The sequence below is a fragment of the Halanaerobium sp. ST460_2HS_T2 genome (assembly GCF_003337665.1).
Taxonomy (GTDB): domain Bacteria; phylum Bacillota; class Halanaerobiia; order Halanaerobiales; family Halanaerobiaceae; genus Halanaerobium; species Halanaerobium kushneri.
In genome coordinates, this window is the sequence record NZ_QPJF01000001.1 from 26,477 (window position 1) to 51,293 (window position 24,817).

The 24,817-nt window shown below is 31.7% G+C and carries 22 protein-coding genes and 1 tRNA gene; 3 read left to right on the plus strand and 20 right to left on the minus strand.

Features of this window, described 5'->3' with window-relative positions; genetic code table 11:
- Window positions 1-19: 19 nt before the first annotated feature.
- The gene (locus tag DFR80_RS00120) at window positions 20-1,366 is read right to left on the minus strand and encodes an FAD-dependent oxidoreductase (RefSeq protein ID WP_108138243.1); all 1,347 of its coding nucleotides are present in this window, start codon (window positions 1,364-1,366) and stop codon (window positions 20-22) included.
- 107 nt (window positions 1,367-1,473) lie between these two features.
- A complete protein-coding gene (locus DFR80_RS00125) occupies window positions 1,474-2,748 on the minus strand; it encodes an L-serine ammonia-lyase, iron-sulfur-dependent, subunit alpha (RefSeq protein ID WP_108138245.1) in 1,275 nt (424 codons plus the stop codon).
- A gap of 332 nt (window positions 2,749-3,080) precedes the next feature.
- On the opposite strand from DFR80_RS00125, the gene DFR80_RS00130 reads away from it, so the two are divergent.
- From DFR80_RS00130 to DFR80_RS00140, 3 genes are all read left to right on the plus strand, one after another.
- Window positions 3,081-3,156: transfer RNA gene (locus tag DFR80_RS00130), tRNA-Glu, on the plus strand.
- 184 nt (window positions 3,157-3,340) lie between these two features.
- Window positions 3,341-4,240, plus strand: coding sequence for an acetamidase/formamidase family protein (locus DFR80_RS00135; RefSeq protein WP_076545780.1), 900 nt, complete (start codon window positions 3,341-3,343; stop codon window positions 4,238-4,240).
- A 151-nt stretch (window positions 4,241-4,391) separates the two neighbouring features.
- A complete protein-coding gene (locus DFR80_RS00140; protein WP_076545779.1) occupies window positions 4,392-5,699 on the plus strand; it encodes a 3-deoxy-D-manno-octulosonic acid transferase in 1,308 nt (435 codons plus the stop codon).
- A 50-nt stretch (window positions 5,700-5,749) separates the two neighbouring features.
- Here DFR80_RS00140 and DFR80_RS00145 read toward each other — a convergent pair whose 3' ends face one another.
- The 18 genes from DFR80_RS00145 to waaF all read right to left on the minus strand — a co-directional run bounded on the left by DFR80_RS00145 (window position 5,750) and on the right by waaF (window position 24,784).
- Window positions 5,750-6,199: a PepSY domain-containing protein gene (locus DFR80_RS00145; RefSeq protein ID WP_076545778.1), complete on the minus strand. Its 450-nt coding sequence runs from the start codon at window positions 6,197-6,199 to the stop codon at window positions 5,750-5,752.
- A 114-nt stretch (window positions 6,200-6,313) separates the two neighbouring features.
- Window positions 6,314-6,964 carry a hypothetical protein gene (locus DFR80_RS00150; RefSeq protein ID WP_076545777.1) on the minus strand — a complete coding sequence of 217 codons (651 nt, stop codon included), beginning with the start codon at window positions 6,962-6,964 and terminating at the stop codon, window positions 6,314-6,316.
- A gap of 51 nt (window positions 6,965-7,015) precedes the next feature.
- Complete coding sequence (locus tag DFR80_RS00155) at window positions 7,016-7,975, minus strand: ABC transporter permease (protein ID WP_158537660.1); 960 nt, start codon at window positions 7,973-7,975, stop codon at window positions 7,016-7,018.
- A 24-nt stretch (window positions 7,976-7,999) separates the two neighbouring features.
- On the minus strand, window positions 8,000-8,812 hold the full coding sequence (locus tag DFR80_RS00160; RefSeq protein ID WP_108138249.1) for an NEW3 domain-containing protein: 813 nt from the start codon (window positions 8,810-8,812) through the stop codon (window positions 8,000-8,002).
- Window positions 8,813-9,736 (minus strand): ABC transporter permease, encoded by a 924-nt coding sequence (locus tag DFR80_RS00165; RefSeq protein ID WP_076545774.1) that lies wholly within the window; start codon window positions 9,734-9,736, stop codon window positions 8,813-8,815.
- Window positions 9,708-10,457 (minus strand): ABC transporter ATP-binding protein, encoded by a 750-nt coding sequence (locus DFR80_RS00170; RefSeq protein ID WP_076545773.1) that lies wholly within the window; start codon window positions 10,455-10,457, stop codon window positions 9,708-9,710. The genes DFR80_RS00165 and DFR80_RS00170 overlap by 29 nt, the downstream gene beginning before the upstream one ends.
- Window positions 10,458-10,696: 239 nt before the next feature.
- The gene (locus tag DFR80_RS00175; RefSeq protein WP_076545772.1) at window positions 10,697-12,817 is read right to left on the minus strand and encodes an LssY C-terminal domain-containing protein; all 2,121 of its coding nucleotides are present in this window, start codon (window positions 12,815-12,817) and stop codon (window positions 10,697-10,699) included.
- Window positions 12,818-12,947: 130 nt separating this feature from the next.
- A complete protein-coding gene (locus DFR80_RS00180) occupies window positions 12,948-14,336 on the minus strand; it encodes a cell wall metabolism sensor histidine kinase WalK (RefSeq protein WP_147270166.1) in 1,389 nt (462 codons plus the stop codon).
- Window positions 14,326-15,009 (minus strand): response regulator transcription factor, encoded by a 684-nt coding sequence (locus DFR80_RS00185; RefSeq protein WP_076545771.1) that lies wholly within the window; start codon window positions 15,007-15,009, stop codon window positions 14,326-14,328. The genes DFR80_RS00180 and DFR80_RS00185 overlap by 11 nt, the downstream gene beginning before the upstream one ends.
- Before the next feature lie 42 nt (window positions 15,010-15,051).
- On the minus strand, window positions 15,052-15,318 hold the full coding sequence (locus DFR80_RS00190; protein WP_076545770.1) for a lipid-A-disaccharide synthase N-terminal domain-containing protein: 267 nt from the start codon (window positions 15,316-15,318) through the stop codon (window positions 15,052-15,054).
- A 3-nt stretch (window positions 15,319-15,321) separates the two neighbouring features.
- Window positions 15,322-16,041 (minus strand): glycosyltransferase family 2 protein, encoded by a 720-nt coding sequence (locus DFR80_RS00195; protein WP_108138257.1) that lies wholly within the window; start codon window positions 16,039-16,041, stop codon window positions 15,322-15,324.
- Window positions 16,042-16,081: 40 nt separating this feature from the next.
- Complete coding sequence (locus DFR80_RS00200; RefSeq protein ID WP_084566228.1) at window positions 16,082-17,692, minus strand: glycosyltransferase family 39 protein; 1,611 nt, start codon at window positions 17,690-17,692, stop codon at window positions 16,082-16,084.
- Window positions 17,693-17,918: 226 nt separating this feature from the next.
- Complete coding sequence (locus tag DFR80_RS00205) at window positions 17,919-19,511, minus strand: glycosyltransferase family 39 protein (protein WP_114488862.1); 1,593 nt, start codon at window positions 19,509-19,511, stop codon at window positions 17,919-17,921.
- Between the two features lie 53 nt (window positions 19,512-19,564).
- Complete coding sequence (locus tag DFR80_RS00210) at window positions 19,565-20,506, minus strand: NAD-dependent epimerase/dehydratase family protein (RefSeq protein ID WP_199505738.1); 942 nt, start codon at window positions 20,504-20,506, stop codon at window positions 19,565-19,567.
- Between the two features lie 115 nt (window positions 20,507-20,621).
- Window positions 20,622-21,548, minus strand: coding sequence for a glycosyltransferase (locus DFR80_RS00215; RefSeq protein ID WP_114488863.1), 927 nt, complete (start codon window positions 21,546-21,548; stop codon window positions 20,622-20,624).
- Window positions 21,538-22,752 carry an O-antigen ligase gene (locus tag DFR80_RS00220; RefSeq protein ID WP_076546071.1) on the minus strand — a complete coding sequence of 405 codons (1,215 nt, stop codon included), beginning with the start codon at window positions 22,750-22,752 and terminating at the stop codon, window positions 21,538-21,540. Before DFR80_RS00220 ends, DFR80_RS00215 begins: the two co-directional genes overlap by 11 nt.
- Window positions 22,727-23,722: a glycosyltransferase gene (locus DFR80_RS00225; protein ID WP_076546070.1), complete on the minus strand. Its 996-nt coding sequence runs from the start codon at window positions 23,720-23,722 to the stop codon at window positions 22,727-22,729. Before DFR80_RS00225 ends, DFR80_RS00220 begins: the two co-directional genes overlap by 26 nt.
- Window positions 23,723-24,784 (minus strand): lipopolysaccharide heptosyltransferase II, encoded by a 1,062-nt coding sequence (gene waaF, locus DFR80_RS00230; RefSeq protein ID WP_114488864.1) that lies wholly within the window; start codon window positions 24,782-24,784, stop codon window positions 23,723-23,725.
- Window positions 24,785-24,817: the final 33 nt, after the last annotated feature.

The window sequence follows — 24,817 nt, forward strand, 5'->3', positions numbered from 1 at the left end:
GGTGAACAAAGAACAAAAGTTATATCTTCTTTTCTGCAACCATTCCCAGTATTGCTACTGCATCTTTAGGACCGGAATAAGGAGGAGCATAGGCAAGATCAACCTGAAACAGTTCTCCTGCAGTCATTCTATTGTAAATTGCTGTAGCCAGCACATCAATTCTTTTATCAGAACCTTCACCGCCGATTACCTCTGCTCCAACAATAACTCCATTTTCTCTATCAAAAATTCCTCGCAGATGAATTGGAGCAGTACCCGGATAATAGCTTGCATGATTATGAGCTTTAATTTTGACAGCCACAGCATCGATTTCTTCTTTTTCTGCCTCCTCCAGATCCAAACCAGTTTTTGCCACTGTCAGGTCGAATATTTTTGTAATTCCTGTTTTTAAAATACCATAATGTTTATAATCTCCACCGGCTGCATTTTCGCCAGCTGTTCTTCCCTGCTTATTTGCAGTAGAACCAAGAGGAACCCAGACATCTTTATTGGTCAGCAGATCAGTTGATTCCGCACAGTCACCTGCAGCATAAATATCTTTAAGATTTGTTTCTAATCTCTCATTAACTTTAATAGCTCCTGTTTTACCGATTTCAACTCCAGCTTTTTCTGCCAGCTCTGAATTGGCCTTAACTCCAATCGAAAGTAAGACAAGATCAGTTTCAATTTTTTTGCCAGAAGCAGTTACAACTTTCTCTACCCTGTCTTCACCCTCAAAATGATCCACTCCATCATCTAAAATCAGTTCAACTTCCTTTTCCTTTAAATGTTCTGCTACAATCTCGGCCATTTCTTTACTATAAGGAGGCAGCACCTGATCTTCCAGTTCAACAATTGTAACATCCATCCCCAGCTCCCTAAAAGATTCTGCCATCTCAAGACCAATCAGGCCGGCACCAATAATTACAACCTTTTGAGTTTCTTTTCGACTTAAAGCCACTTTTATCTGGTCGGCACTCTCAACAGAGCGAAGAGTAAAAATATTTTCCAGATCCAGACCTTCAAATGGGGGTTTAATTGGAGAAGCACCGGTAGCAATAATTAATTTATCATATTTATACTCACCCGTTTCTCCTGTGTTTAAATTCTTATATTTTAATTTTTTGCCATCTGTTTCAATTTGAGTAACCTCGTGTTGGAGCCTAACTTCGACATTATATTTTTCCTTAAAATCTTCCACTGTATTCATTACTATTTCAGAACGGGAAGGTGTTACGCCAGAGATATAATAGGGAAGTCCACAGCCAGCATAAGAAATATCCGTTCCCTTTTCAAAAACTACAATTTCTGCTTCTTTATCTGTTCTCCTTGCTTTAGCTGCAGCACTTGTACCTGCTGCAACAGCACCAATAACAGCTATTTTCATCTTAAATTCCTCCTGTTAAAAATTTATTATAATTCAGTAAAGCATTTACTTAATTTAATCAATGTCTTCAGCCAGAAAAATACTTAACTGTCTGGAATAAATGTTTTTCAAATTTCACAGGCATTTTTCTCAACAACCTTAAATAGTGTATTATTAACTGTATTTTCTGAAGGTCTTGAAATAGCAGCCAGGTTTTCAAATGTTTTACTTAAAGAACAGTTAATAAATCCTGAAGGAAGATGACAGTTCAGATCCTGCATAATCAAATCAAAATGCCTCAATGCAAGTTCAGCTGCTGTAAGCGACTTTAAAGCACAGCTCCCCTTGGCTCCATCACAGTAAACTCCACTTGTATCACTGATTAAATTATTGATCGCCTCTTCTATTTTATCTTCTTTACCGGCCAGATAAAGTAAAGCTGCCAACACTCCCGGTGCTGCAGCATAAAAAAGCCCACAGAGTGCAGAAAGACGCCCCAGGTAAATTTTGGCATAATGACCAACCAGATGAGCAATCATTGTTGCCTTAAAAATTTCTTTATCTGAGATATTAAAATAATGTCGGGCACTGTGATAGGTAACCAGCGAAATAAAAATGCCCTGGTTACCACTACCTGAAGATGCCAGGGCTGGAGAAGCTGCTCCGGCCATTCTGGCTCCTGTACCATCAGCAGCTTTAGCTGCAATTTCATTTAGCTCATTAAAATCAGTTCGTTTTCTATATTTAACCCCAACTTCCGAACCAACTCCCTCTCTACCAGCTCGGGCGATTACCGAGTTTAGTTTCAAGCCATCTTTTAATAACTGAAGCTGCCTATCTGAAAATTCTTTTTCTACTAGCTCAATTAACTGATAAATATTCATCGTCTTTAATTGAGCATTAAGATTTTTTAACTGCTGGTCAGCAGAAATTTTACTCTGATTTTGATAAACTATTTTACCATCAACTGTAATCTTTTTTAAATCATCATGACTGCCTTTAATCAGAGAGCAAACCTGATTATCAGCTTCAATAATTGCTTCCACATAAACGGGCATCTTTTCTTCCAGAACCTCAAATTCTACTCGCTCAATAATCCCCAGGGCCTGATCCAGTTTATCTTCTAGATCAGCTAATATTGTCAGTTTTCTTGCTAAGGGTTTATCGGCAAAATAACCTAAAGCGGCTGCTGTTTTATTTCCATAATACTTATTAATCCCCGGCAGGCCGGTTGACATACCATTTTTATAAACAAAACCATCAATCTTAATCTTGATTTTCTTTAGCTCACCCCGACTGTGTTCGGCTGCAGCAGCCACTGCAAAAGCCACCGCTCCCGGTTCAGTACATCCCTGAGCTAGAACAAGCTCTTTTTCTGCAAAAAGGTCCAGCAGTTCTGACATTTGATCACCTCAGCTTAATATTTTCTTTAAAACTAACCAGTAATAATAATCTCTTTAAATTTATAAACAGAGCATTTCCTTTATAAAGAATAATTCCTACTCTTAACTATACTATTCTAGATTTAACTGCTACTTCCTTGTCATAAAATTAATTATTATGAACAAATGTCAAAAAGATTAATTGTTTCAAGGAAAAACAGGCCCAAAACACTGACAGAACAGTAAGGAATAGAGAGAAAATTTTAAATTATATTTCTTCAGCAAAATTCTTGACGCCAGTTAGTTCTTATGCTATTATATTTATTGCAGTCAACAAAATTATATAAAAATTTGCCCTCATCGTCTAGGGGTCCAGGACACCAGGTTTTCATCCTGGCGGCAGGGGTTCGAATCCCCTTGAGGGTACCATTTTGAATCTAAGACAGCCAATTGGCTGTCTTTTTTGTTTATGCTCGTTTATGTTTGTTTATGTACACGCACCGTGAACCTGTCAGTTTTTGTCGATTAGCTGACAGTAGAAAAATTCTATGTTATAATTTATAATAAATATTCTCAATTTTAAATATATTTAATTAAAATCTGGAGGGATAGAATGAAAATATCAGCCGACAAGCATATCTATTCAATGTCTGCCCACAATAAGGAGGCTGCCAGCTGTCAGCCAGGTGAAACAGTAATTTTTGAGACACAGGACTGTTTTAGTAATCAGATTCAAAGTGAGGAAGTACTTTTTGAGTCGACAGACTGGGAGACAATTAATCCAGCAACTGGACCTCTAAAAATTGAAGGTGCTGAACCTGGAGACACACTGAAAATAGAAATCAAAAAAATCAAAGTAAAGGATCAGGGAGTTATGATTACCTCTCCGGAAATGGGATTTCTGGAAGAATTTATTACTGATTCGGAGACTAAAATTATTCCTATCGAAAATAATAAGGCTATTTTTAACGAAAAAATTAATATTGATCTCGATCCAATGATTGGAGTAATTGGTACTTCACCTGGCAAAGACGAGAAAGCTGTTCCCTGTGGTACACCAGCCTCCCATGGAGGAAATATGGACACCAAAGTAATTAAGGAAAATGCAATTCTTTATCTTCCGGTTAGAGTTCCTGGAGCAATGCTGGCAATAGGAGATCTGCATGCAGCCATGGGTGATGGCGAAGTTGTTGTAACAGGTATTGAAATTGCTGGTGAAGTTACTGTCAAAGTTGATCTAATAAAAAATAAGGAATTAAGTGATCCAATAGTTGAAACTGAACCAGCTTTTTATACTATTGCTTCGGGTACAGATCTGGATGCCGCTGCCAAAAAAGCGAGCAACAATATGTTTCAATTTTTGAACGAAAGACTTCCACTGAGTAATAATGAGCTTGCAATGCTGATGAGTATTATTTGTGATCTCCAGATTAGTCAGGTTGTTGATCCTCAAAAAACTGCCCGCATGAGAGTAGAAAAAAGGGTGTTAGAAAAATATGGTTTAAAGTATTAATTACAATTTTTATAATTTAAACAATGGCTGGCTTTTTTAGGTCAGCCTTTATTATTGCCGAAAAGCTAGCAAGCTCAAATTTCAGCTATTTGTCATTATTTTTTAGTTCTGATATAATTCAGATAGCATTTAATTTTAAGGGGTTTTAATCATGTACATAATCTATAATTTATTACTTGTTTTAATTTTCATAATCTATTCTCCTATCTTAATCTATAAAGAGCTTACTAATACAAACAAAAAAAATACCAAAGAACTTTTTGGCTTTTATGCAAATAAAATAAAAAGTCTAGCCACCAATAATAAAGTCATCTGGATTCACGCAGTTTCTGTCGGGGAAACTGTGGCCGCCAGTCCTGTTGTAAAAGAACTAAAAAAAGAACTACCCGAATACAAATTAATTTTTTCTACTACCACTTATACCGGCCAGAATATGGCCCACAAAATCATTGAGGATGCTGATGCTATAGTCTATTTTCCCTTTGATCTACCGTTTGCTGTTAATAAGGCTTTAAATATAATTAATCCTGATCTGATTATGATTATTGAAACTGAACTCTGGCCAAACTTTATCAAGATTGCAAACAAGCGAGGGCATAAAATAATCTATGCCAATGGTAGAATAAGTGATAGTAGTTACAAAAAATATAATTATTTAGGCTCAATTATGCCGGATATGCTTAATAATATTGACTGTCTGGCCATGCAGTCTGAACAGGATAAAAATAGAGTTATAGAACTTGGAGCTAATGAAAAAAAAGTATTTAACCTGGGAAATACAAAATTTGATCAGAATTATTCTCTAATTTCTGAAAACAAAAAAGAAAAATATCGAAAATTGTTTAAAATAAATAAAGATAATTTAGTTTTTGTTGCTGGTAGTACTCATCCTGATGAAGAAAAACATTTAATCCAGATTTATCAGGAGCTAAAAAAGGAATTTCCTAATTTATATTTTATTGTTGCTCCCCGTGATATTGAAAGAGCAGCTGAAATCAATGAAATTTTTAAAACAAATAATATTGATGCTGTAAAAAAAACAGAGCTTAAGAATAACAATTCTAAAAAAATTGAAGCTCTTATTTTAAATACTATCGGGGAACTGGCACAAATATACAGTATTGCTGATCTAGTTTTTGTAGGAGGCAGTATGATGGGAAAAGGGGGGCATAATGTACTGGAGCCTGCCGCCCAGGGAAAACTGGTGTTTTTCGGTCCGGATATGTCTAATTTTAAAGACAGCAGAGATCTTTTAATTAAAAATGATGCCGGAATACAGGTAAATACCTGGCAGAGTTTAAAAAAAGAACTTAACTATTATTTAAATAATAAAAACAATTTAAAGAACAGGGGAGAAAAAGCCAGAAAAGTAATTCTAAATAATAGAGGTGCTTCTAAAAGAATTCTTAACCATACTTTAAAAATAATCAAACAGAAAAGCTGTCAGCATCAAGACTGACAGCTTATAAGTTATATATTAGCTATTTTCAAAAATAACTTTTTTCTACATTATTCGCTTTCATAGTCGTCATCCTGATTACTGCCGCTGTCATCATCTTCTCCATGTTCTTCTGATTCATTATCCTGATTATCATAGTCTTCTGTCTCATTACCTTCATTATGATGTTCTCCACTTTCATTCTGATAATTATTTTTCTCATCTTCAAAAGATTTTAATATTTTACCAGTATCTGCATCAATACTTACCTCATGATTTCCATTTGAATCAGTAAATTCTACTTCAAAAAATGTTTTACCATTTTCCAATTCTTTGTCAACTGATTTAACCTGGGCATTAGTATATTTCTCTTTTACAACCTTAATAGCCTTTTCCATATTAAAAATATTAGATTTCTGATCAGCTGCCTGAACCCTATTTTCGGATAAAGTAAATATACCTCCCACAAAACCAAAAACAAATACAGCTAACATTGATGTTGCTATTATTTTCTTCAACATATTTTTCATCCTTTCCTTTTTTTAATTTCTTTTTTACTACAATTTCATTTTATACTTTAAAAATTAAACAAATGTTAATTATAGATTAAAGTATTTTAATATTCATATTGATTTTTAGTCAGCGACTTCTGCAGCACCTGCATCCTTTTCTATCTTAAAATTAAGAGTTTTATAGCCTTTCACATGCAGATAAACATCAAAAATCAAACCATTAGTTGAACTTCCATATAATCCATTCATATTTGCAGAATAATGATCTTTAGCAATTTTATTGTCAAAATGAAGAGTTAATTCACTTTCTGCAGCAATTTCTGAATTAAGTTTCTGATAATACGATTCTTCGGCACCTGTTTTTTTATCAGTTATTGTATAATAGAGTTCTATATTGCTCAAAGATTTTTTCCCTTTATTTAATAATGTTATTTGCAGATGGTCAGGAAGATCCGAATGATTAGTATCAAAATTATCTTCTACCCTTGCATCCTTTACCCTTATTTGTAAATCTCGGCTGCCGCTTTCTTTAATAGGATTACTCAATTGAACAGGATTATTATCATCTTTATCATTCATTCCATCACCATCACTATCAGCAGCATAAGGATTAGTTCCATATACTTTTTCTACATCATTGGGAATTCCATCTTTATCACTGTCCAAATTATTTCCAGCCGCATATATTTTACTAGCACCTCCAAAAAAAACTATTAATGCTGCTAATAATAGCAAAGTCAATGTGAGCCAATTACTCTTTTTTACTTTCATCATAATCTTTTACCTCCATAGTTATTATTTTTAACTTTTTAATATATTATCTATTTAAAGATTTTCTCTGCGCAAAAAAACCAGATAAGACAGCATACTTAAAATTATATTAGGCACTAATAAACCTGCCAGATTTAGCCACTTTAGATTAACTATTTCCCAGGCAGTATTATTTTTAAAACCAGGTTTAACTCCTAAGAGAGCAAAACTAATTCTTTCAAAATGTTTGGTTGGAGAAAGTTCTTCTATTCCATTTCTAAGTGTTTCATAGAATTTAAATTTATTGACTATCTGTTTCTCCTGAGCTCTGTTGAGTCCCATACTTGCGAAAAATCCACCAGGAAGTTGGTTATCCATATCCATGGTATCGCCAATTTGAGGGAATATAAAAGCAAATACAAGCCAGATAATTATTACTGTAAGCAGGGCATAGTTTTTATATGGTAGAAGCAGAGTTACAAACAAAGAAATTATAAAAAACAAGGCCATATATAAAAATGAAGCGGCAAAGAAAAAGATTAATCTTATTAAATCCGCCTGACTAAGACTAACTCCCCCCAAAGCAGTAAGAAAAATAATTGTTACAGCTGCAATAGCAAAGTTAATTAAAGCTAAGAGCAGCAGATTCCCACCCAACTTTCCATTAATAAGCTGGTCCCTATAAATTGATCTGGATAGTATCAGTTTAAATGTACCATTTTTCCTCTCTTTGCTTACTGCATAATTACCGAGGACTATTGCTAATAAAGCACCAATCATAGCAACATAATTTACAAAGCTCTTTGATACTGAGAGAGGATTAAGGCTGGGCATTGGTGGTAAATTAGTTTTACCCATTGACTTTAAAAACTCAATAGACCTATTGTACTGTGCTATCTGGGAGTGGACCTGTAAGGTCCCCAAAACTATTGATACTATAGTTAAAATAAGCAGCAAAATAAGTATGGAAAGAAAAAATTTATTATTTAAAGAATCTTTAATCTCCTTTCTAGCAATCACTATCATTTCACTCATTAAGTTCACCTCCATTTAAAATATTTATCTTCTTCCAAATCTGCGAAAATAATATATTGTTCCCATTATCATAATAATCAGCAGAATCAGGATTACCAAAAAGTAATTTGGATTCTTTTTAACAGTAATTGAGCCAATTAAAATTTTTGTCTGAGAATGCTGATTATAGGCAATTACTGAAATCTCTTTGTTAGCAGCTGCCTGTGATGAAGGAACAAATATATCCACATTAAATGATCCTTTTTCTCCAGCTTTAAGATCCATTTGTTTGGGTTTAATATTTTCTATTAACCACTTTTTCGGCAGCTCAAATTTAAGTTTAATATTTTTTAGAGTCTCTGTTCCTATGTTTCCAACTGTAACTGAAAAACTTTGATTTTCACCACTGATCAAATTCAAATCTCGAGGATAATCTGCGATTGTGAGCTGATAATCTTTATTAATTTTAATGTTAAGTGGTAGAGATTTAGTAATATTACCCTCTTTTTTCAAAACTGCCCGGAATGAAAGATGATCAGCTTTTGAGTTTTCTGGTATTTTTAATTTCAAGTCTATTTTTTTACTATTCCCTGCAGTTAAACTAAAATTGGTTTCTGAAAATGACTTATAATCCAGACTGCTGATATATTCTTTTTGAAGATTTAATATCTGAAAAGAATAATTATGTTCTCTCTGGTCATTATTTTTAATTAGAAAAGTATAATCAACCTGCTGCCCCCCCGCTGCCTCTTTGCTGAGATAAATAGGACTGGTAGCAAAAGTCTGAGCTGCTGCTCCTGAACTAAATCCTGCTGCCAAGACTATCCAAATTATTAATACAGTTAATATTCTTTTCATTTAATTACCTTCTTTTAAAAAACTATTGTATGAACCAAAAAGCATAAAAAGCCCAGGAACTAGAAGATATATAATAGATCGCAGATTAAGCTTCAATAATGTAAAAAGAGAAAGTTGAGCATGTTCTGGAACTACCTGCAGAAGGTCACGACCTATATTTTTAAATTGTACTGTAGGAGAAAATATCTCTATTGTCTTAGAGATCAGTGTATCCTGCGGCATTTGATTCATGGTTTGACTTATATTATTCAGTACATAAACATAATTTTTTTGGCTTTCAGCCAGCTGTGGAATAACATAACTTACTCCCATCCAGATAATTAGCATTAATAAAAACGCAAAAGTACTGTTTTGACTCTTGAGAGAAACAAATAATGAGGCAAGATAAAAACTTATCATATAATAAAAAGCAAAAACAAAAAAAACAGTTAAACGACTAAATTCAGCAAAATTAATATTCATTCCAGATACCACTGTAAAAAGGAAACAATTAAAAACTAAAGTTATTATTAATAGACCTGCAATTACGAACGCTCCTCCAAAAAGTTTACCATTTATCAGCTGATCTCTGTAAATTGGTCTTGAAAGTAAAAGCTTAATTGTCCCCTCCTCTCTTTCTTCACTAAAAGAATTGAACCCAAGAAATATAGCAACAATTGAGCCTATTACCGCAACATAATTTATAATATTTTTCAAAATTGATAAGGGGAATATCTTCGGCTCTGCTGGAATAGAAGTAGCTCCCTGTGATTTCAATAAGTTAACAATATCCTGATATGCTGTGATTTCAGCATTTTTGGTTGCTGACCCTATATACACTGATAGAATAGAAAGCAGAAGGAAAAGTAAAGCAACTGCAAGAAAAGCCTTATCTTTAAATGCAGTTTTTATTTCTTTAGATGCTATAGACAGTATTTTCCCCATTATTTTGATCCCCCTCAATCCGGAAATATATATCCTCAAGAGATTTTTCACTACCAAATTTTTTCTTAATATTTATTAAAGAATCTGTCATCAGCAATTGCCCGTGACTTATTATTCCAATACTACTGCAGATTTTTTTCACTTCTGATAAAAGATGGGTATTTAGAAATATAGTCGTATTCCACTTATTATTTATATATAAGAGCAGATCACGGATGCTTTTGGTCCCCTGTGGATCCAAACCTGATGTTGGTTCATCTAAGAATAATATCCTGGGTTTATGCAGTAAGGCCTGAGCTATACCGATACGCTGTCTCATTCCTTTAGAAAATTCCCTGACTTTTGTATCTTTCCAGGAGTGCATCTCTAAATCCTTAAGAACCTCATTTATCCTTTTCTCAACATTTTCAACCCCAGATAAACTACCAAAAAAATAGAGATTTTCAAAAGCTGTTAAGTTGCTGTATAAGTTAACATTTTCTGGTAAATAACCAAGCATGCTTCTTACTTTAAGATTATCTTTTACAACATCATAACCAGCAATCTCAGCACTTCCACTGCTTGGTCTGATTAATGAGACCAGCATAGAAATTGTTGTTGTTTTCCCTGCTCCATTATGTCCCAGGAAGCCAAATATTTCACCCTCTCCTACTTTAAAACTTAAATTATCAACAGCTGTAAAACCATCGTAATTTTTAGTTAAACTATTTATTACCAACATTTTTATCACCACTTTTTAAGATTATTATTATCTCTTGCTCTGATTTAAATTTTACAACTTAGATATTAGAGATTTATTAATTAAAAATGAGATTTTTTTAATCTTTAAAGTAACAGAGATAAAAAAAGGCACCGCCCAGCTGGAGTTATCTCAGCTGAACAATGCCTTTAATAATTATCAAAAATTATTTATTTTTTAATAAAACTTTGAGTTAATTAAATATTTTAACTGAACTCTATTTATTCAACTACCAATATATATGCTTTGCCATCCGTGAAAAAAGGATCTCCTACAAAATTACTTCCCAGTTTAGGCGCGACAAATTGATATTTTTCTGCAGATTTGATCAGAGAAGTAGTCTCTAAATCATCAAAAAGATATTCCCTCTCACTATCAATATCAGGATCAATCTTATGAGTTATACCCCACTTAATTCCACTATCAAAACTTGCCGTACCTACATATATTTTCTCTCCATCATTGGTTATAAAATTAGTCTCCCAGAATCGAGCATGATGACGAACTCTAATATTATCACTAGAATCTGGTTTTTCAAAAGCAAGATCATTAACCTTTGAATTCCAGAAATCAGGTGTAACCGGTGCACTGGGATATGGTTTTTTTAATAAAGCCGCTTTTGCAGCTTTATATAAAGTATATATGTTGATTTCATCGGCTGTATTCCAGCCAGCACTTTGAAAAGTTCTGATTAATTGTTTTTCATTATTAGCCACGATAATAAAACTTATCGGTTCTCCTTTTTCTCCTAAAAGTGACTCTGTATATTTAAGCCTACTGCCTTCAAAAACATTGAGAGCTTTACTAACAATTAGTGGCTTCTGTGGGGGAGTTGTTCTATATGGAATTTGATATTCTAAGGAAAAAAATGTATATGAGCCAACTGCTAAAATTATTATTATAACTGAAATTATTTGTTTTACCAGTCCGGACAATTCTACATCTTTAAATTTATGGAAAATATTTTTTTGATTAAGAGTTAAATATTCTGAAACACTTATTGCTATAATCAACCACAGAGCTCCAACTAAATATCCAGCCCAGACATCACTTAAAAAGTGTACACCCAGATAAAGTCTACTGAAACCAATAGCTATAATTAATATCAAACCTGTAAAAAATATATTTATCTTATTTTTCCAGCTAGAAATTTCCTTCACTAAAAAATAAGTTAAAAAACCATAAAACGCAACTGAAATTGTAGCATGACCACTGGGAAAAGAAAAAGAACTTTCTTGATAAATTGCAACAACCGGCCTTGGTCTATGAAAAAGTAATTTACCGATATAGGTAAATAACACACTACCTGTAATGCTAATCAGGATTGGAATTATATATGATTTTTTATTCCAGAGCCATAAAATTAAAATTATACTAAATGTAAAAACTAATATAACCTGCCATTTCCCGAGAAAAGTAATCCAGAAAAATATATCTGTAAGAGTTTCATTTCTAAAAATCGTCAAAAGATTTGCTATTCTATGATCCACACTAATAATTAAATCAGTAGTTAGAAAATCTTCAATAATACCTCCTAAAAGAGCCATTACATAGATTAAAGACAAAACAAAAAGAGTAACTGGAAGACCAAAAAAATTATTCCTATCAAATCTTTTTCTTAGAAATGAAAAGAATGCCTTATGCTGCTCAACAAATTCTTTTACTTCTTTATTTTCGATCACAGCCCTTTTTATCGATTCACCTATTGAAACAAGTAAAGTTAAAAGTTCCTTTCCTCTACTCAAAGCAAAATGTTTGAGTAAATATATTAAAATCACAAAAACAATTAATCCTGTAAAGAAAATTGTAAACCTTGTAGACCAGAGGGCAACAAGCTGCCAGGTTCTACCAAAAAAGTAGCCAAGAGCAATATGAGATGCTGCCCATAATATGCTGCTTAAAATATTCCACAGCAAAAAAACTTTAGCATCTAGCTCAAAAAAACCGGCTATAAATGGGATAATAGGTCTTACCCAGCCAACGAATCGCCCCAGAAAAACACTTTTAGCTCCATAATGTTCAAAAAACTTTCGGCCTTTTATAAAAAGTTCCTGATTAAATATTTTACCATCCTGATTAAAGGGGACTTTTTTATTTCTTCCTAAACGAAAACTATAATTATCTCCCAAAACAGCAGCCAGAAAGACTAAAAGATATAAAATGATAATATTCAAACTGCCGTGAGCTGCTAAAAATCCTCCAATAATAACAGCTATACTTCCCGGTACTATTAAACCTATAAAAGCAAAAGATTCAAAAAAAGCCAGAATAGCTATTAATAGATAACCAAAAATAGAGAAATTTTGAATTAATGATATTAGATAATTATAATAATTACTCATAGCGAAATCCCCTCTTTAATAAATTTAATTTCATGAAGAATTATATTCATTCTGAAGATAGATATATAGCTTATTGAAAACAAATAAAAAGCTTATTTTTAAAGTCCAGGTAGCAAAATAATATAAATTTTTAAACTACAGGGAGCTTAATTATAAAGGTTGTTCCTATACCAGCACTACTCTCAAAATTAATACTTCCTTCGTGAGACTCCACTATCCATTCACAAATAGCAAGCCCCAGACCAGTGCCCCCCTTTTTACGAGACCGTGACTTATCAACCCGATAAAATCTCTCAAATATATTATCTTGATCTTCTTCAGGAATACCCCTACCGGTATCTTTAATTTTAATTATTAAATTTCCATCATTTTTTTCAGTAATTATCTTAACTTCTCCACCTTTTGGTGTATATTTAATAGCATTATCAATTAAGTTAAGAAGTAGTTGAATAATCATACTTTGATCTGCTAAAACACTTATGCTTTCGCTCGACTGTTCAGTAATTATTTTTATATTTTTATTTTCAGCAACTGCGCTAAACTCTCCCGCCACAATTTTCACTAATTCATTAATATCAAACTCTTCTTTTTCAATAATCTGCTTTCCACTATCACTTCTTGCAAGCAGTAAGAGCTGTTCAATTAAATGCCCCATATAATCAGACTGCTTTTTTATGATTTTCAGGGTTTCTTCACATTCTTCTTTTAAATCATTTCTTCTCAGAATCTTTTCCGATTGAGCTCTGATTACAGTTATTGGAGTCCTTAGTTCATGAGAAGCATCTGAAGTAAACTGTTTTTCTCTTTCAAAGGCCTTCTCCAGCCTTGCAAAAAGCTGATTTAAAGTTACAATCAGACTGCCCACTTCATCGTCAGTATTTTTTTCTTCAATTCTTTGCCCCAAACTACTGGAACTTATTTCTCTGGCAGTAGTATTAATTTTCTCTATTGGGGAAAGAGCCTTCCCAGCCAAAAAGTAGCCGCCAGTAATAGCTGCTATTAAAAAAATTGATATACCCAGTATTGAAATTAATATTAATTTATCTAATATTTTTTCTTCCGAATCCAGCCGTTCTGCTACCCTAATCCAGCCCGAAGTACTTTGACTGCTTATCGGTAAAGTTATTAACGCCCAATCTTCATCAATATTATCATTTTCTAATTTAATGACAGAAAAAATATTATCAGTCTTCAATTTGTCTGGTAAAATATAGTTTTGTTTATTGGTTAATACCAAATTCTTATTCGCAGCATAATAAGCTATTAAATAATCTTTATCAGCATTTTCTTTTACTTCATTAATGATTGGACTGATTTCGATGTTTTCCTCTCTAAGATCATTATTCTCAATTTCTCTAATGATTTGCTCTCCCTGATTTTTTAGCCTAATTTCTACCTGGTTATATATATATTGTTCTACATTTAAAAATATAAAACTGCTAAAGGCAATTAAAGTCATTGTTAAAATAATTATATACCATAAAGTTAATCTTGTCTTTATTTTTAATCTAAGTTTCATTTTCAATTACCTTTATCCTATAGCCTCTACCATGAACCGTTTCAATTAATTTTGGCTCGAAATCATTATCAATTTTTTGTCTCAAATAACGTATATATACATCAACAATGTTAGATGTATTTCCATATCGATAATCCCAGACATGTTCTTCTATCTGGGTTCGAGACAGTACCTGGCCTCTGTTCCTCGTCAGATATTCCAGAACAGCATATTCCTTAACTGTTAAAGGTATTTCAATTCCTCCGCGTAAGACTTTATGGTTTACCGTATCAATTACAAGATCTCCGGTCATAAGTTGATTATTATTCTCTTCAATACCTCTTCTAAGTAATGCTCTAACTCTTGCAACCAGCTCACCAAAAGCAAAAGGTTTGGTTAGATAATCATCTGCACCGCTGTTTAATCCCTTTATCTTATCTTCTACCATATCCTTTGCTGTTAATATTAAGATCGCTGTATTAATACCGTACTCTCTGATTTCTTTTAAAGCTTCCATTCCATTTTTAACTGGTAGCATTAAATCTAATATTATTATATCGTATTCATAATCCCAGGCAAAATTAACAGCCTGCTGGCCATCACTTACTGTATCAACAACAAAGCCTTCTTCCTCAAGCCCTTTTTTAATTACATCTGATAAATCCTTTTCATCTTCTACAACTAAAATTCTCATTTATCAGCACCTCTTTAAATAAATATGTAAAATAACTTTAAATCACTGATTACTTGTGCTCTTTCTGTTCTTTTTAATTAAATATAAATTTCGTAGATAAATAAAAGAACCGGTTGACTGTCCCACAATAAAAACTGGATCTCGCCGATGAATTGCATAAACTAACAAAGTAAGACTTCCTGCAATACTAAAATACCAGAAAGCATTTGGAACTATACTTTTTTTTGCTTTTTCTGAAGCAATCCATTGAATAATAAAACGTAAGGTAAACATCGCCTGACCAACAAATCCAATTATTATCCATATCATAGATTAATCCCTCTTTATATTATAATTAATAATTCTTTTCTTCATCCACCGCATAACTAGTGTATCAAATAATCCTCTCCACATTCTGTTATTAATCCCATATTTAGACTGACCATATTTTCGGGGATAATGGTTAACCGGAACCTGTTTTACTTCATATCCATTAATTCTGGCTAAAGTAGGATAAAATCTGTGCATACCTTTAAAAGGATAAAATTCTTTATGAATCTCATTTTTAAAAACTTTTAGTGGGCAACCTGTATCAGTAATCTTTTCACCGGTAATAAAGTTCCGAACCCCATTACCAACCACTGAAGAAATTTTTTTAATCAAACCATCATTCCGGTTGGTCCGCATCCCGATTACCATATCATAATCATTTAAAAAGGGAATCAGTTTAGGTATATCAGCAGGACTGACCTGGAGATCTGCATCTAAAGTAATTATATATTCTCCTTCCGCTTCTTTAAAACCAGCTAAGAAAGCAGCAGTCTGACCATTATTTTTAGTAAAATGTATTGCTGAAAGTCTATTTATTTTTTCCTGCAGCAAATCTATTTTTTGACTGCTGCCATCCTGACTTCCATCATCTACATAAATTATTTGATAATTATATTCTTGTTCATTTAATTCATTAATTATACTATCTGTTAGAGGAGATAAATTTTTGATTTCATTATAAATGGGTACCACTATTGAAAAATCATATTTATAATTCTGCATTTTCCACCACCCTTAATTTATATACGTTTTTAAAGTTAAATCAGTTACTATAATTAGTAATAATTATATAACTTTGATTAAATTGTGATACTTCAAATTTGTTTTTTATATTTTGATTCAAATCGCCCCTGATTCGCTGCCAATCGTCAAGTTCCATCATAACTGCAAATTTATCCTGCTTAAGATAATTTAGAAAGCCAACCCGGTCCTTAATCACTTCCGGCCAAAAGTCAAGATAAATACCAAGAGAATCGGAATCACCATCATATTTATAAGTAGCAATATTATTAATTCCTCTAGTTTTTAACTGCTGCATTTCTTTAGCTGTCTCTTTAAGAGTATAAGTCTGACTGAAAGGTTGAGCTACTGAAAAAGAAAAGTTGAGTAAAAAAACTGCAAATATAATAATAACGAGATACGAAATATAACTATATTTCTTTTTAAATAGTAGAATTATCCCGACTATTCCTCCCAGAATCCAGCTTATAATTGTTGGCATCAAAAGACTTTTTAAAGCTATTCCCTGTGTTTCCTGGGGTATAAAAAAACTTCCGATGGTGAAAAATGCAAAAGTAATCAATGCTGGAATTATAATATAATATTTGGATGCTCGTCGATTTGAAATCTCTTTAAATAAATAAGCAACCAAAAGAGCTCCAGCTGGATAGATTGGTAAAAGATATATGTCAAGCTTTCCACTTATTAAAGAAAATAAAATAAAAGTAACAGCAAACCAGCTAAGTAAAAACTTTATAAATTGAGGTAACCTTCCCCTATTCTTAAAACAGTAAATAAAAGCTGAATAAAGAAAGAAAGACCACGGTAAAAAGGTAAAAGAAAAAGTTGTTAAATAATAATAAAATGCTTTCTGGTGAGCAAAGGAATTAACAGTTCTACCAAAAGTTTGGACAACTAATAATTGATATGCATATTCTTTTCCCCCTCTAATTAAAGCGGGTACAAGCCATAATAAAATTACACCTACAAAAATTAAGATGCCTTTTTTTAATTTTAAATTTTTAAATTCCGCCAGATCTTTTTGAATTAACAAAAAGGCAGGAATAACAACTAAAGGAATTAAAAAACCAGCCGGTCCCTTAATCCATGTTGCCAGGCCCATAAATAAGTAAACCAAATAATAGAATCTATCTTTTCTTTTTGATTCTGAAGAATAACCGAGATAAAAAGAAAATAAAGCAGAAATAATGAAAAATCCCATTAAATGATCCATTCGAACTGTTATTGAAAGAGCAAAAAAGTAAAAAGTAATCATTAAAATCAAAGCCGACAAAAATCCATATTTCTTATTAAAATTCAGGCTTCCCCAGAAGAAAGTGACTATTGCAATTAAAATACCCGGAATTAAACTCATCATAACCATTGCGGTTACAGAATAACCCCCGGCCATAAGTCGGCTAAAATTTAAAAAGTAAAAATAAAATGGAGGTTTATGAGAATAAAACTCCCCCCCTAAATGTGGAACCAGCCAGTTTCCAGTATCATACATTTCCTTAGCAACTTCAACATATTTCATTTCTTCTTCCCAGTGCAAATCTCTATAGAAAGTAGCTGGCAAATAGAGAGCTGCCCCACAAATAATAATTAATAATATATATATATAAATATTTTTATGATTATTTATTGTTTTAATTGAACTTACCCCCTTATAATTTAATAATTTTGTTTATAATTAGTAAATACATCTCTTGCTGATCACCACACTTAATTTGATAACTCAATTATATTTTTAATATATTAAAAATATATTAAAAAACAAAGACAAATCTAGAAAAAAATGGAGTTTTAAAATTCCAAACACCTTAACCCTTAATTACTTTTAAATCAAGAGCTTTTAACCAATCTAGTAATGTTTATTCTTATTCGATTGAATGATAAATCAGATTATATCCATTTGAATGATAGATAACATCTTGTTGAGTAAAAATAGCACTTACTTTTTCAAAATCATCTTCACTAATTAAAATAACAGCTTCTTGTTTTTCTTGAAGATAACCAATGAGTGCCTTTTCAGTACCCAGGTCCTTAATAAAAAAATTAGTATAAACTGCTAGAGTTTCCGGCTGCCCATATCTAAAAGCAGCAATATTTTCGACGTTTTTTTGTTCTCGAAACCCTTTCAACTCTTCAGCAATTGGTCTTTTACTATAATTCTGACTTGCTATGGGAACTATTATCAGATTTAAATTAAGTGAAAAAAAGAGCATTGCTATTGCTAAAAGATAAACTAATGCCAAATAATTTTTTTTAAAATATAAAACTAAAGCAATCAACAAAATAAAACCTATTGATATCAGTGCTGGTTTTAATAAACTGCCAATATTATAACCTTCAATATTATCAGGAATAAAAAAACTGCCAGCTATAATAATTATAATAGTTAGTAAAACTGGAATCACTATAAATTTTTTATTCTCCTGATTAACTATAACCTGCCGACATAAGTAGGCAATCAAAATTGCAGCTGCGGGATAAATTGGCAGCAGATAAAATACTAATTTACCACTAAAAAAAGAAAATAATAGCAGGGGCCAGAAAAACCAGCTTAATATAAATTTAAGTTCTGTATTAATATTTCTATAATGTTTAATTATATAAAAGAGACTTGAAATTAACATAAAGGTCCAGGGTAAGAGGGTTAATGGAAGTGTGGTAAAATAATAATAAAAAGGTTCACTGTGAGCAAAAGAATTAACCGCTCTACCAAAAGTCTGCAGAACTAACAATTCATAAATATACTCTTTGCCGCCAAAAATAAAGGCAGGTATTAACCATAATAAAATTACAGAAAAAAAGATACCTAATCCCTGCATCAATTTCATTTCCTGCAATTTTTCTAAGCTTTGATCCCAGATAACAAACCCGAAAATAGTTGCTAAGGGAATCAAAAATCCAGCTGGTCCTTTGATCGCAGTTGCAATAGCGATAAACAAATAAGCAAAAAGATAAAAATAATTATTCTGATTTTGATATGCCATAAAAAAGGTAACCAAAGCAGCAGTTATAAAAACCATCATTAATAAATCCATTCTGACAAATATAGATAAACTAAAAAAAAGTACAGTTGTAGCTAAAATTATACTTGCTAAAAAAGCATATTTTTCGTCCAATATAGATCTAGCAAACAAAAAAGTTAACAATAGTATTATTACAGCAGAAATAATACTGGGACTGACCATTGCCGGGGCAGAATACTCACCAAAAATTTCTTTAGAAAAAATTAAAAACCAGAAATAAAAAGGAGGTTTATCTGTATAAATTCTGCCACCAAGCCGGGGAACAAAATAATTACCACTATTCTCCATCTCTCTAGCAACCTCTGTATATCTTAATTCATCACGATAATGAAGATCACGATTTAAAGTTGAGGGAACAAACAGCAGAATACTGAAAATAATTAATATTAGCAGATAAATATAAGTATTTCTTAAATCATTGTTAAATAAAGACATCTAATTTCCCCCTTTCTTTAAATACCTGGTTTAATTTAGAGATAACTTTTAAATTAATAAATTTTCTTAAGCCAGTTAACCTCCCTTTCTAAAGCTTCTTTAAAGGTGACTTCGGGAGAATAACCTAATAGTTGATCGGCTTTACTAATATCTGCAGCAGTATGTTTTACATCTCCTTTAACTTTTTTCGAATAAATAATTTTGGTGTCACTGCCAATTATCTGTTTCATTAATTCAAGACTCTGATTTAATTTAACAGTATTAGTTCCTCCAACATTTATAATTTCACCAGCCGGAGAATTTTGAGCTGCCAAAATATTAGCTCGAGCAATATCACCTACATAGGTAAAATTTCGACTTTGCTCACCATCACCGAAAACATTAATGATTTCTCCCTGCAGAAAAGCCTTAATAAATATATGAAAAGCCATATCAGGTCTCTGGCCTTCACCAAAAACAGTAAAATATCTTAATGATACTGTAGGTACATTAAAATTTTTATAATATAAATAGCAGAGATTTTCTCCAGCAAGTTTTGAGACGCCATAAGGTGAAACCGGCTGCAGCCTCTGTTTTTCTGTCATAGGTATCTGATCAGTATCTCCATAAACCGAAGATGAAGAAGCATAGACAAATTTCTTTAATTGTCTGCTCTCTTTTGCTGCCTCTAAAAGTTTTTGAGTTAAAAGAATGTTATTCTGGTTATATATTTCAAAATCCTCACCCCAGCTAGAACGAACTCCAGCCTGAGCTGCCTGATGATAAATATAATCCACATCTTTTATTAATTCTTTTAAATCTGTTTTTAAAAGATCTTTTTCTAGAAAAGTATAATTAGGATTATTTAAAATTTCTTTTATATTATTTTCCTTTAATTCTCTTGCATAATAATCTGTAAAACAATCTATCCCTATTACCTCTTCGCCTTCTGCTAGTAATTTTTTAGCTAAATTTGAACCTATAAATCCTGCTGATCCAGTTATTAAATGTTTCAAAATTGATCACCTCATTATTCCATCTGAAAACGTTTATAATTAGTCAATTAAATACTTGTTATTGATAATAATTAAAATTTTTAATTTAGTCATTTATATAATTAAATATAAATGCTTATTTATTACCAAGTAATTGGTAATTTCTGTGTCCACTTAAATAAATTTTACCTCCAAATTTTCTTTCCAGTTTTTGTTCAATTGAAGTTAGAATACGATTTTTTATTTTTTCGTGTTTATGTTTAACTCGATTATTTTTTGGCTCACCAGAATACTGTAATTTATCCTGCCAGTTCATTTTAGCAATCCAGTCCTGCATAACTTCTGGATGAGTTCCGTTATAAACTGGAAGCCGATCTAAAGGGCCATAATCAAACTCCTGTGGTTCCTGATCATGAAAGTTATTAGATTGATCTTTCCCCCAGTGAATAGTATGGAAAGCTCTTCTTTTGTTTTCCATATATTTAGGTGGTCTAACCCAGCCATAATGAAAAATTTCTGCATTTGAATGAGCTGCTTTAACTCTTTCTCCATATCTCTTAAAGCCCTGGGCACTTTTATTAGACCTAACACCAATATTATTTTTTATTACTCTAACTTCCCTTTTATACCATCCATGACTAATTTGATAATGATCATAATCCCCCCAAAAATGTCGATAATCAAAAACTAAACCTTCAACCTCATTATCATCTTTTAATTCTAAACATCGATCTTTTATTACTGGTAAATATTTTTCATGAACAACCTCATCAGCCTGAATATAAAAACACCAGTCACCGGAACAAGCATCTAAAGCTATATTAGATTGTTCAGAATGTACCATTCCGTTTCTCTGATTTTCAATATCCCAGACAGTATCTATTATCCTAATCTTATCACTGCCAATATTTGAGACTAATTCTCGTGTATTATCATCTTTATCCCCTTCACCAATTGCAATTACAAATTCATCACAAATAGGTAAAATTGATTCAATAGCCTTTTGAATCGGATAATATAATTTTGTTGCATTCCGAACCATAGAAAAACCGCTAATTTTCACTTGTCTTACTCATCTCCTCAAATATAATATAATTTACAATTAATATAAATAAAATATAAAAGCCTACATGTCCATATCTTGCTGTACTATCAACCATACTATGTACTATAAAAACTATAAATACTGACAGTGAAGTTATCCCAATTAAATTCTCAAATGAAAACTTTGGATATCTATAAATATTATATAAACTAATCTTTAATGAAATAAAAATCATTATTAAAAATAAAAGTAAAGATGGAATGCCCTGCTCTGCAGCAATAAACAAAAACATATTGTGAGGATGGTCATGTTTTCTGGAACCAGCAGTTAAATTTTCATCGGAAACATTATCTATATAATCTAAATAATTTGGCTGAAAATTACCGACACCTACCCCTAAAATTGGGTTATTTTTTATCATATATATTGATGATTCCCACATAACAACTCTCGTTTTCAAACTATTATTAGCACTAATATTTTTTAAATTATCAAATTTATTTATTAGCTTATCAGGTAATAAATAAGGAGTTATCATTACCAAAATAATTAATAAGATTGTAATAAAATATTTAATTTTAGCTGATTTAATATTATAATAAACCATAAAACCTATGAAAACAAAAAGTGAAGCAAAAAATCCTAAAACAGCTCCGCGTGAATTTGTTTGAAACAAAATATAAGTAAATGAACCGATTCCGATTAAATAAAATATTTTTTTATAATTATTGTTTTCATTATTGAATAATAGAGCTGAAAATATTAAAATATTAAAGGCTGCAACAGTACCTGTCCCATTACCTGATATATGATTTCCCCCATTAAGTAACTTTATTAAGATTCCTAATACTGCAAAAGTTAAATTACCATATATAAAAATATTTAAATTCTTTGCTATTTTTTCTCTATCATTAACTATAATAAATGAAATATAAAAGAAAAATAAATATCTCAAAATCGGGCTGACAAATCTATCTAAAGACAAATTAATATCTCGGGCTACAAAAAAAGATAAAAATGTAAATGTTAAAAACAATAGAACATAAAAATTAAATTCATTATTTTTTAGATTAAATTCTCTATAAACCAATATTCTTATAACTGAAAAAATAAATAACAATCCAATTAGTAGATTTCTAATTGCAATTGAAAATGTAAACAAAAATAATAAAGTAGTATATAAAAAAAAGATAGTATTATCTAAAGTTTTTTTGATACTCATTTCTATTTTTTCCTCCAATATTTTTCTTTAATCCATTATTTGAAAGAACAGATTCATACTGTTCAAGATAATTTTTAGCCATCAGCAAATAATTGAATTTTTCTTCAACAATTTTTCGGCAGTCTACTGGATTAATTTTTGAGATTTTATTTACAGCCTTTTTATAATCTTGATAATTGGTGCATCTAAAACCATTAATGCCATTTTTTATAATTTCTGGCATAGCTCCATTTTCACTGGTGATTACTGGAGTTCCACTCGCTAAGGCTTCTATTGTGACCAAACCGAATGGTTCTTCACATAAAGTTGGAAAAATCATTGCTTTACTCCTTGATAACAAATTATATTTCTTTGTTCCTCCTACCATCCCATGAAACTTTAGATATCTTGAAATACTAAATCTCCAACCACCTGCAATATCTAAGTTGAATTTCATATCCTTAGCAAGTTTTATAGCAAGTTTAACATTTTTAGGAGGATAACTTACTTTAGATAAAAATAAAAATCGATCACTTTTCTTTTCCTTAAAATCAAATTCTAAAGGGTCAACTCCATGATGAATATATGTAAAACGATTATTATTAAGAGCATGTTTATTACTAACAAAAATAGTATTTTCTAAAATTTCATCATCAAACTTATCTCTAGATTTACCCAACCAATGAAAAGTTATTACGTAAGGAAATTCTGGCTCTTCACTTGGATTATAATGGAAATGAACAATATCATAATCTTCTGGTAAATATTTATAAACACCATTTTCTCCTGACTTTTTCAAAATTTTTTTGATAGATTTAGGCAACTTTATTACTCTTAAATTTTCATGTTCTATAGAAGTTTTACCATCAATTAATAAAGTCACTTTATGTCCTAATTCTAATAAACCCTTTGTTAGCCAGGCAACTACTCTCTGGGTTCCACCATACTTTCTAGGAGGTATATCTCCATTACAGATTTGTACTATCTCCAATTATATCATTCCTTCATTTTCAATTCTGTCCACTACCAGATCTGGACTCAGTTCCCGCATACATTTAAAATGATCCAGCGGACATTCGTGTTCTCCACAGGGACGGCAGTTGAGCCCGGCATTCTTAATTAATATATTCTTAGCTTTACCACGGGGAGCATATTTTGTTTCATCAGAAGGGCCAAAAATTGCTGCTGTATTGGTTCCGACTGCAGCTGCTACATGAACCGGTCCGGTATCACCACTGATCACCAGCGAGGCTCTTTTTAAAATTGCAGCAAGTTCAAGCAGAGACGTTTTCCCACTTAAATTATAAATCATGTTCCTATTTTCAATTTTATTTATTATATAACTAACTCTTTCAGTATCAGAAGGGCCACCAACAAAAAGAATCTTATAGCCTCTTTCAATCAGCAGATTGGCAACTTCTGCAAAATATTCTTCGGGCCAGCGTTTTGTTTTCCAGCTGCCTCCGGTATTTAAAACAATAAATTTATCACTCAGACCAATATTCTTTATTTTTCGAGCAGCACTCTGATTATAAGTTTCATCAATTCTCAAAACCGGAAAATAATCTTCCTTAGAATCAAATTTATGTTTCTGAATTTCAAAGTTCTTCGCCAGCAATTGACTCTGCTGCATTTGATTTAAAAATTTAAGATATAATTCTATCATGTGAGAAGAATTATCTTTTTCTACTACCTCATCTAAAAATAATCCTCTACCCCTGCCACCATAGCCAATACTTTTTTCAGGTGAAATTAATTTTAAAAGCAGCGCAGTTCTCCAGTTACCCTGAATGTTAATTCCCAGCTGATAATTATTCATTCTCAATTTTTTAGCAAATTTATATGATCTGGCAGCTCTCCAGCTCTTATTATAACTGTAAACATGGTCAAGATTTGGATTAACTCTCATTAACTCAGAAAAATTACTATTTGCCACCAGATCAATCCTGGCCTCTGGAAAAAGTTTCCTCAAACCTTCAAAAAAAGGGTGGGCAAATAATAGATCACCCAGATATAAAAGATCCATAACTATTATTCTTTTACTAGTTTTCATAATAACCATTCCCCGTATAATATACAATCCAAT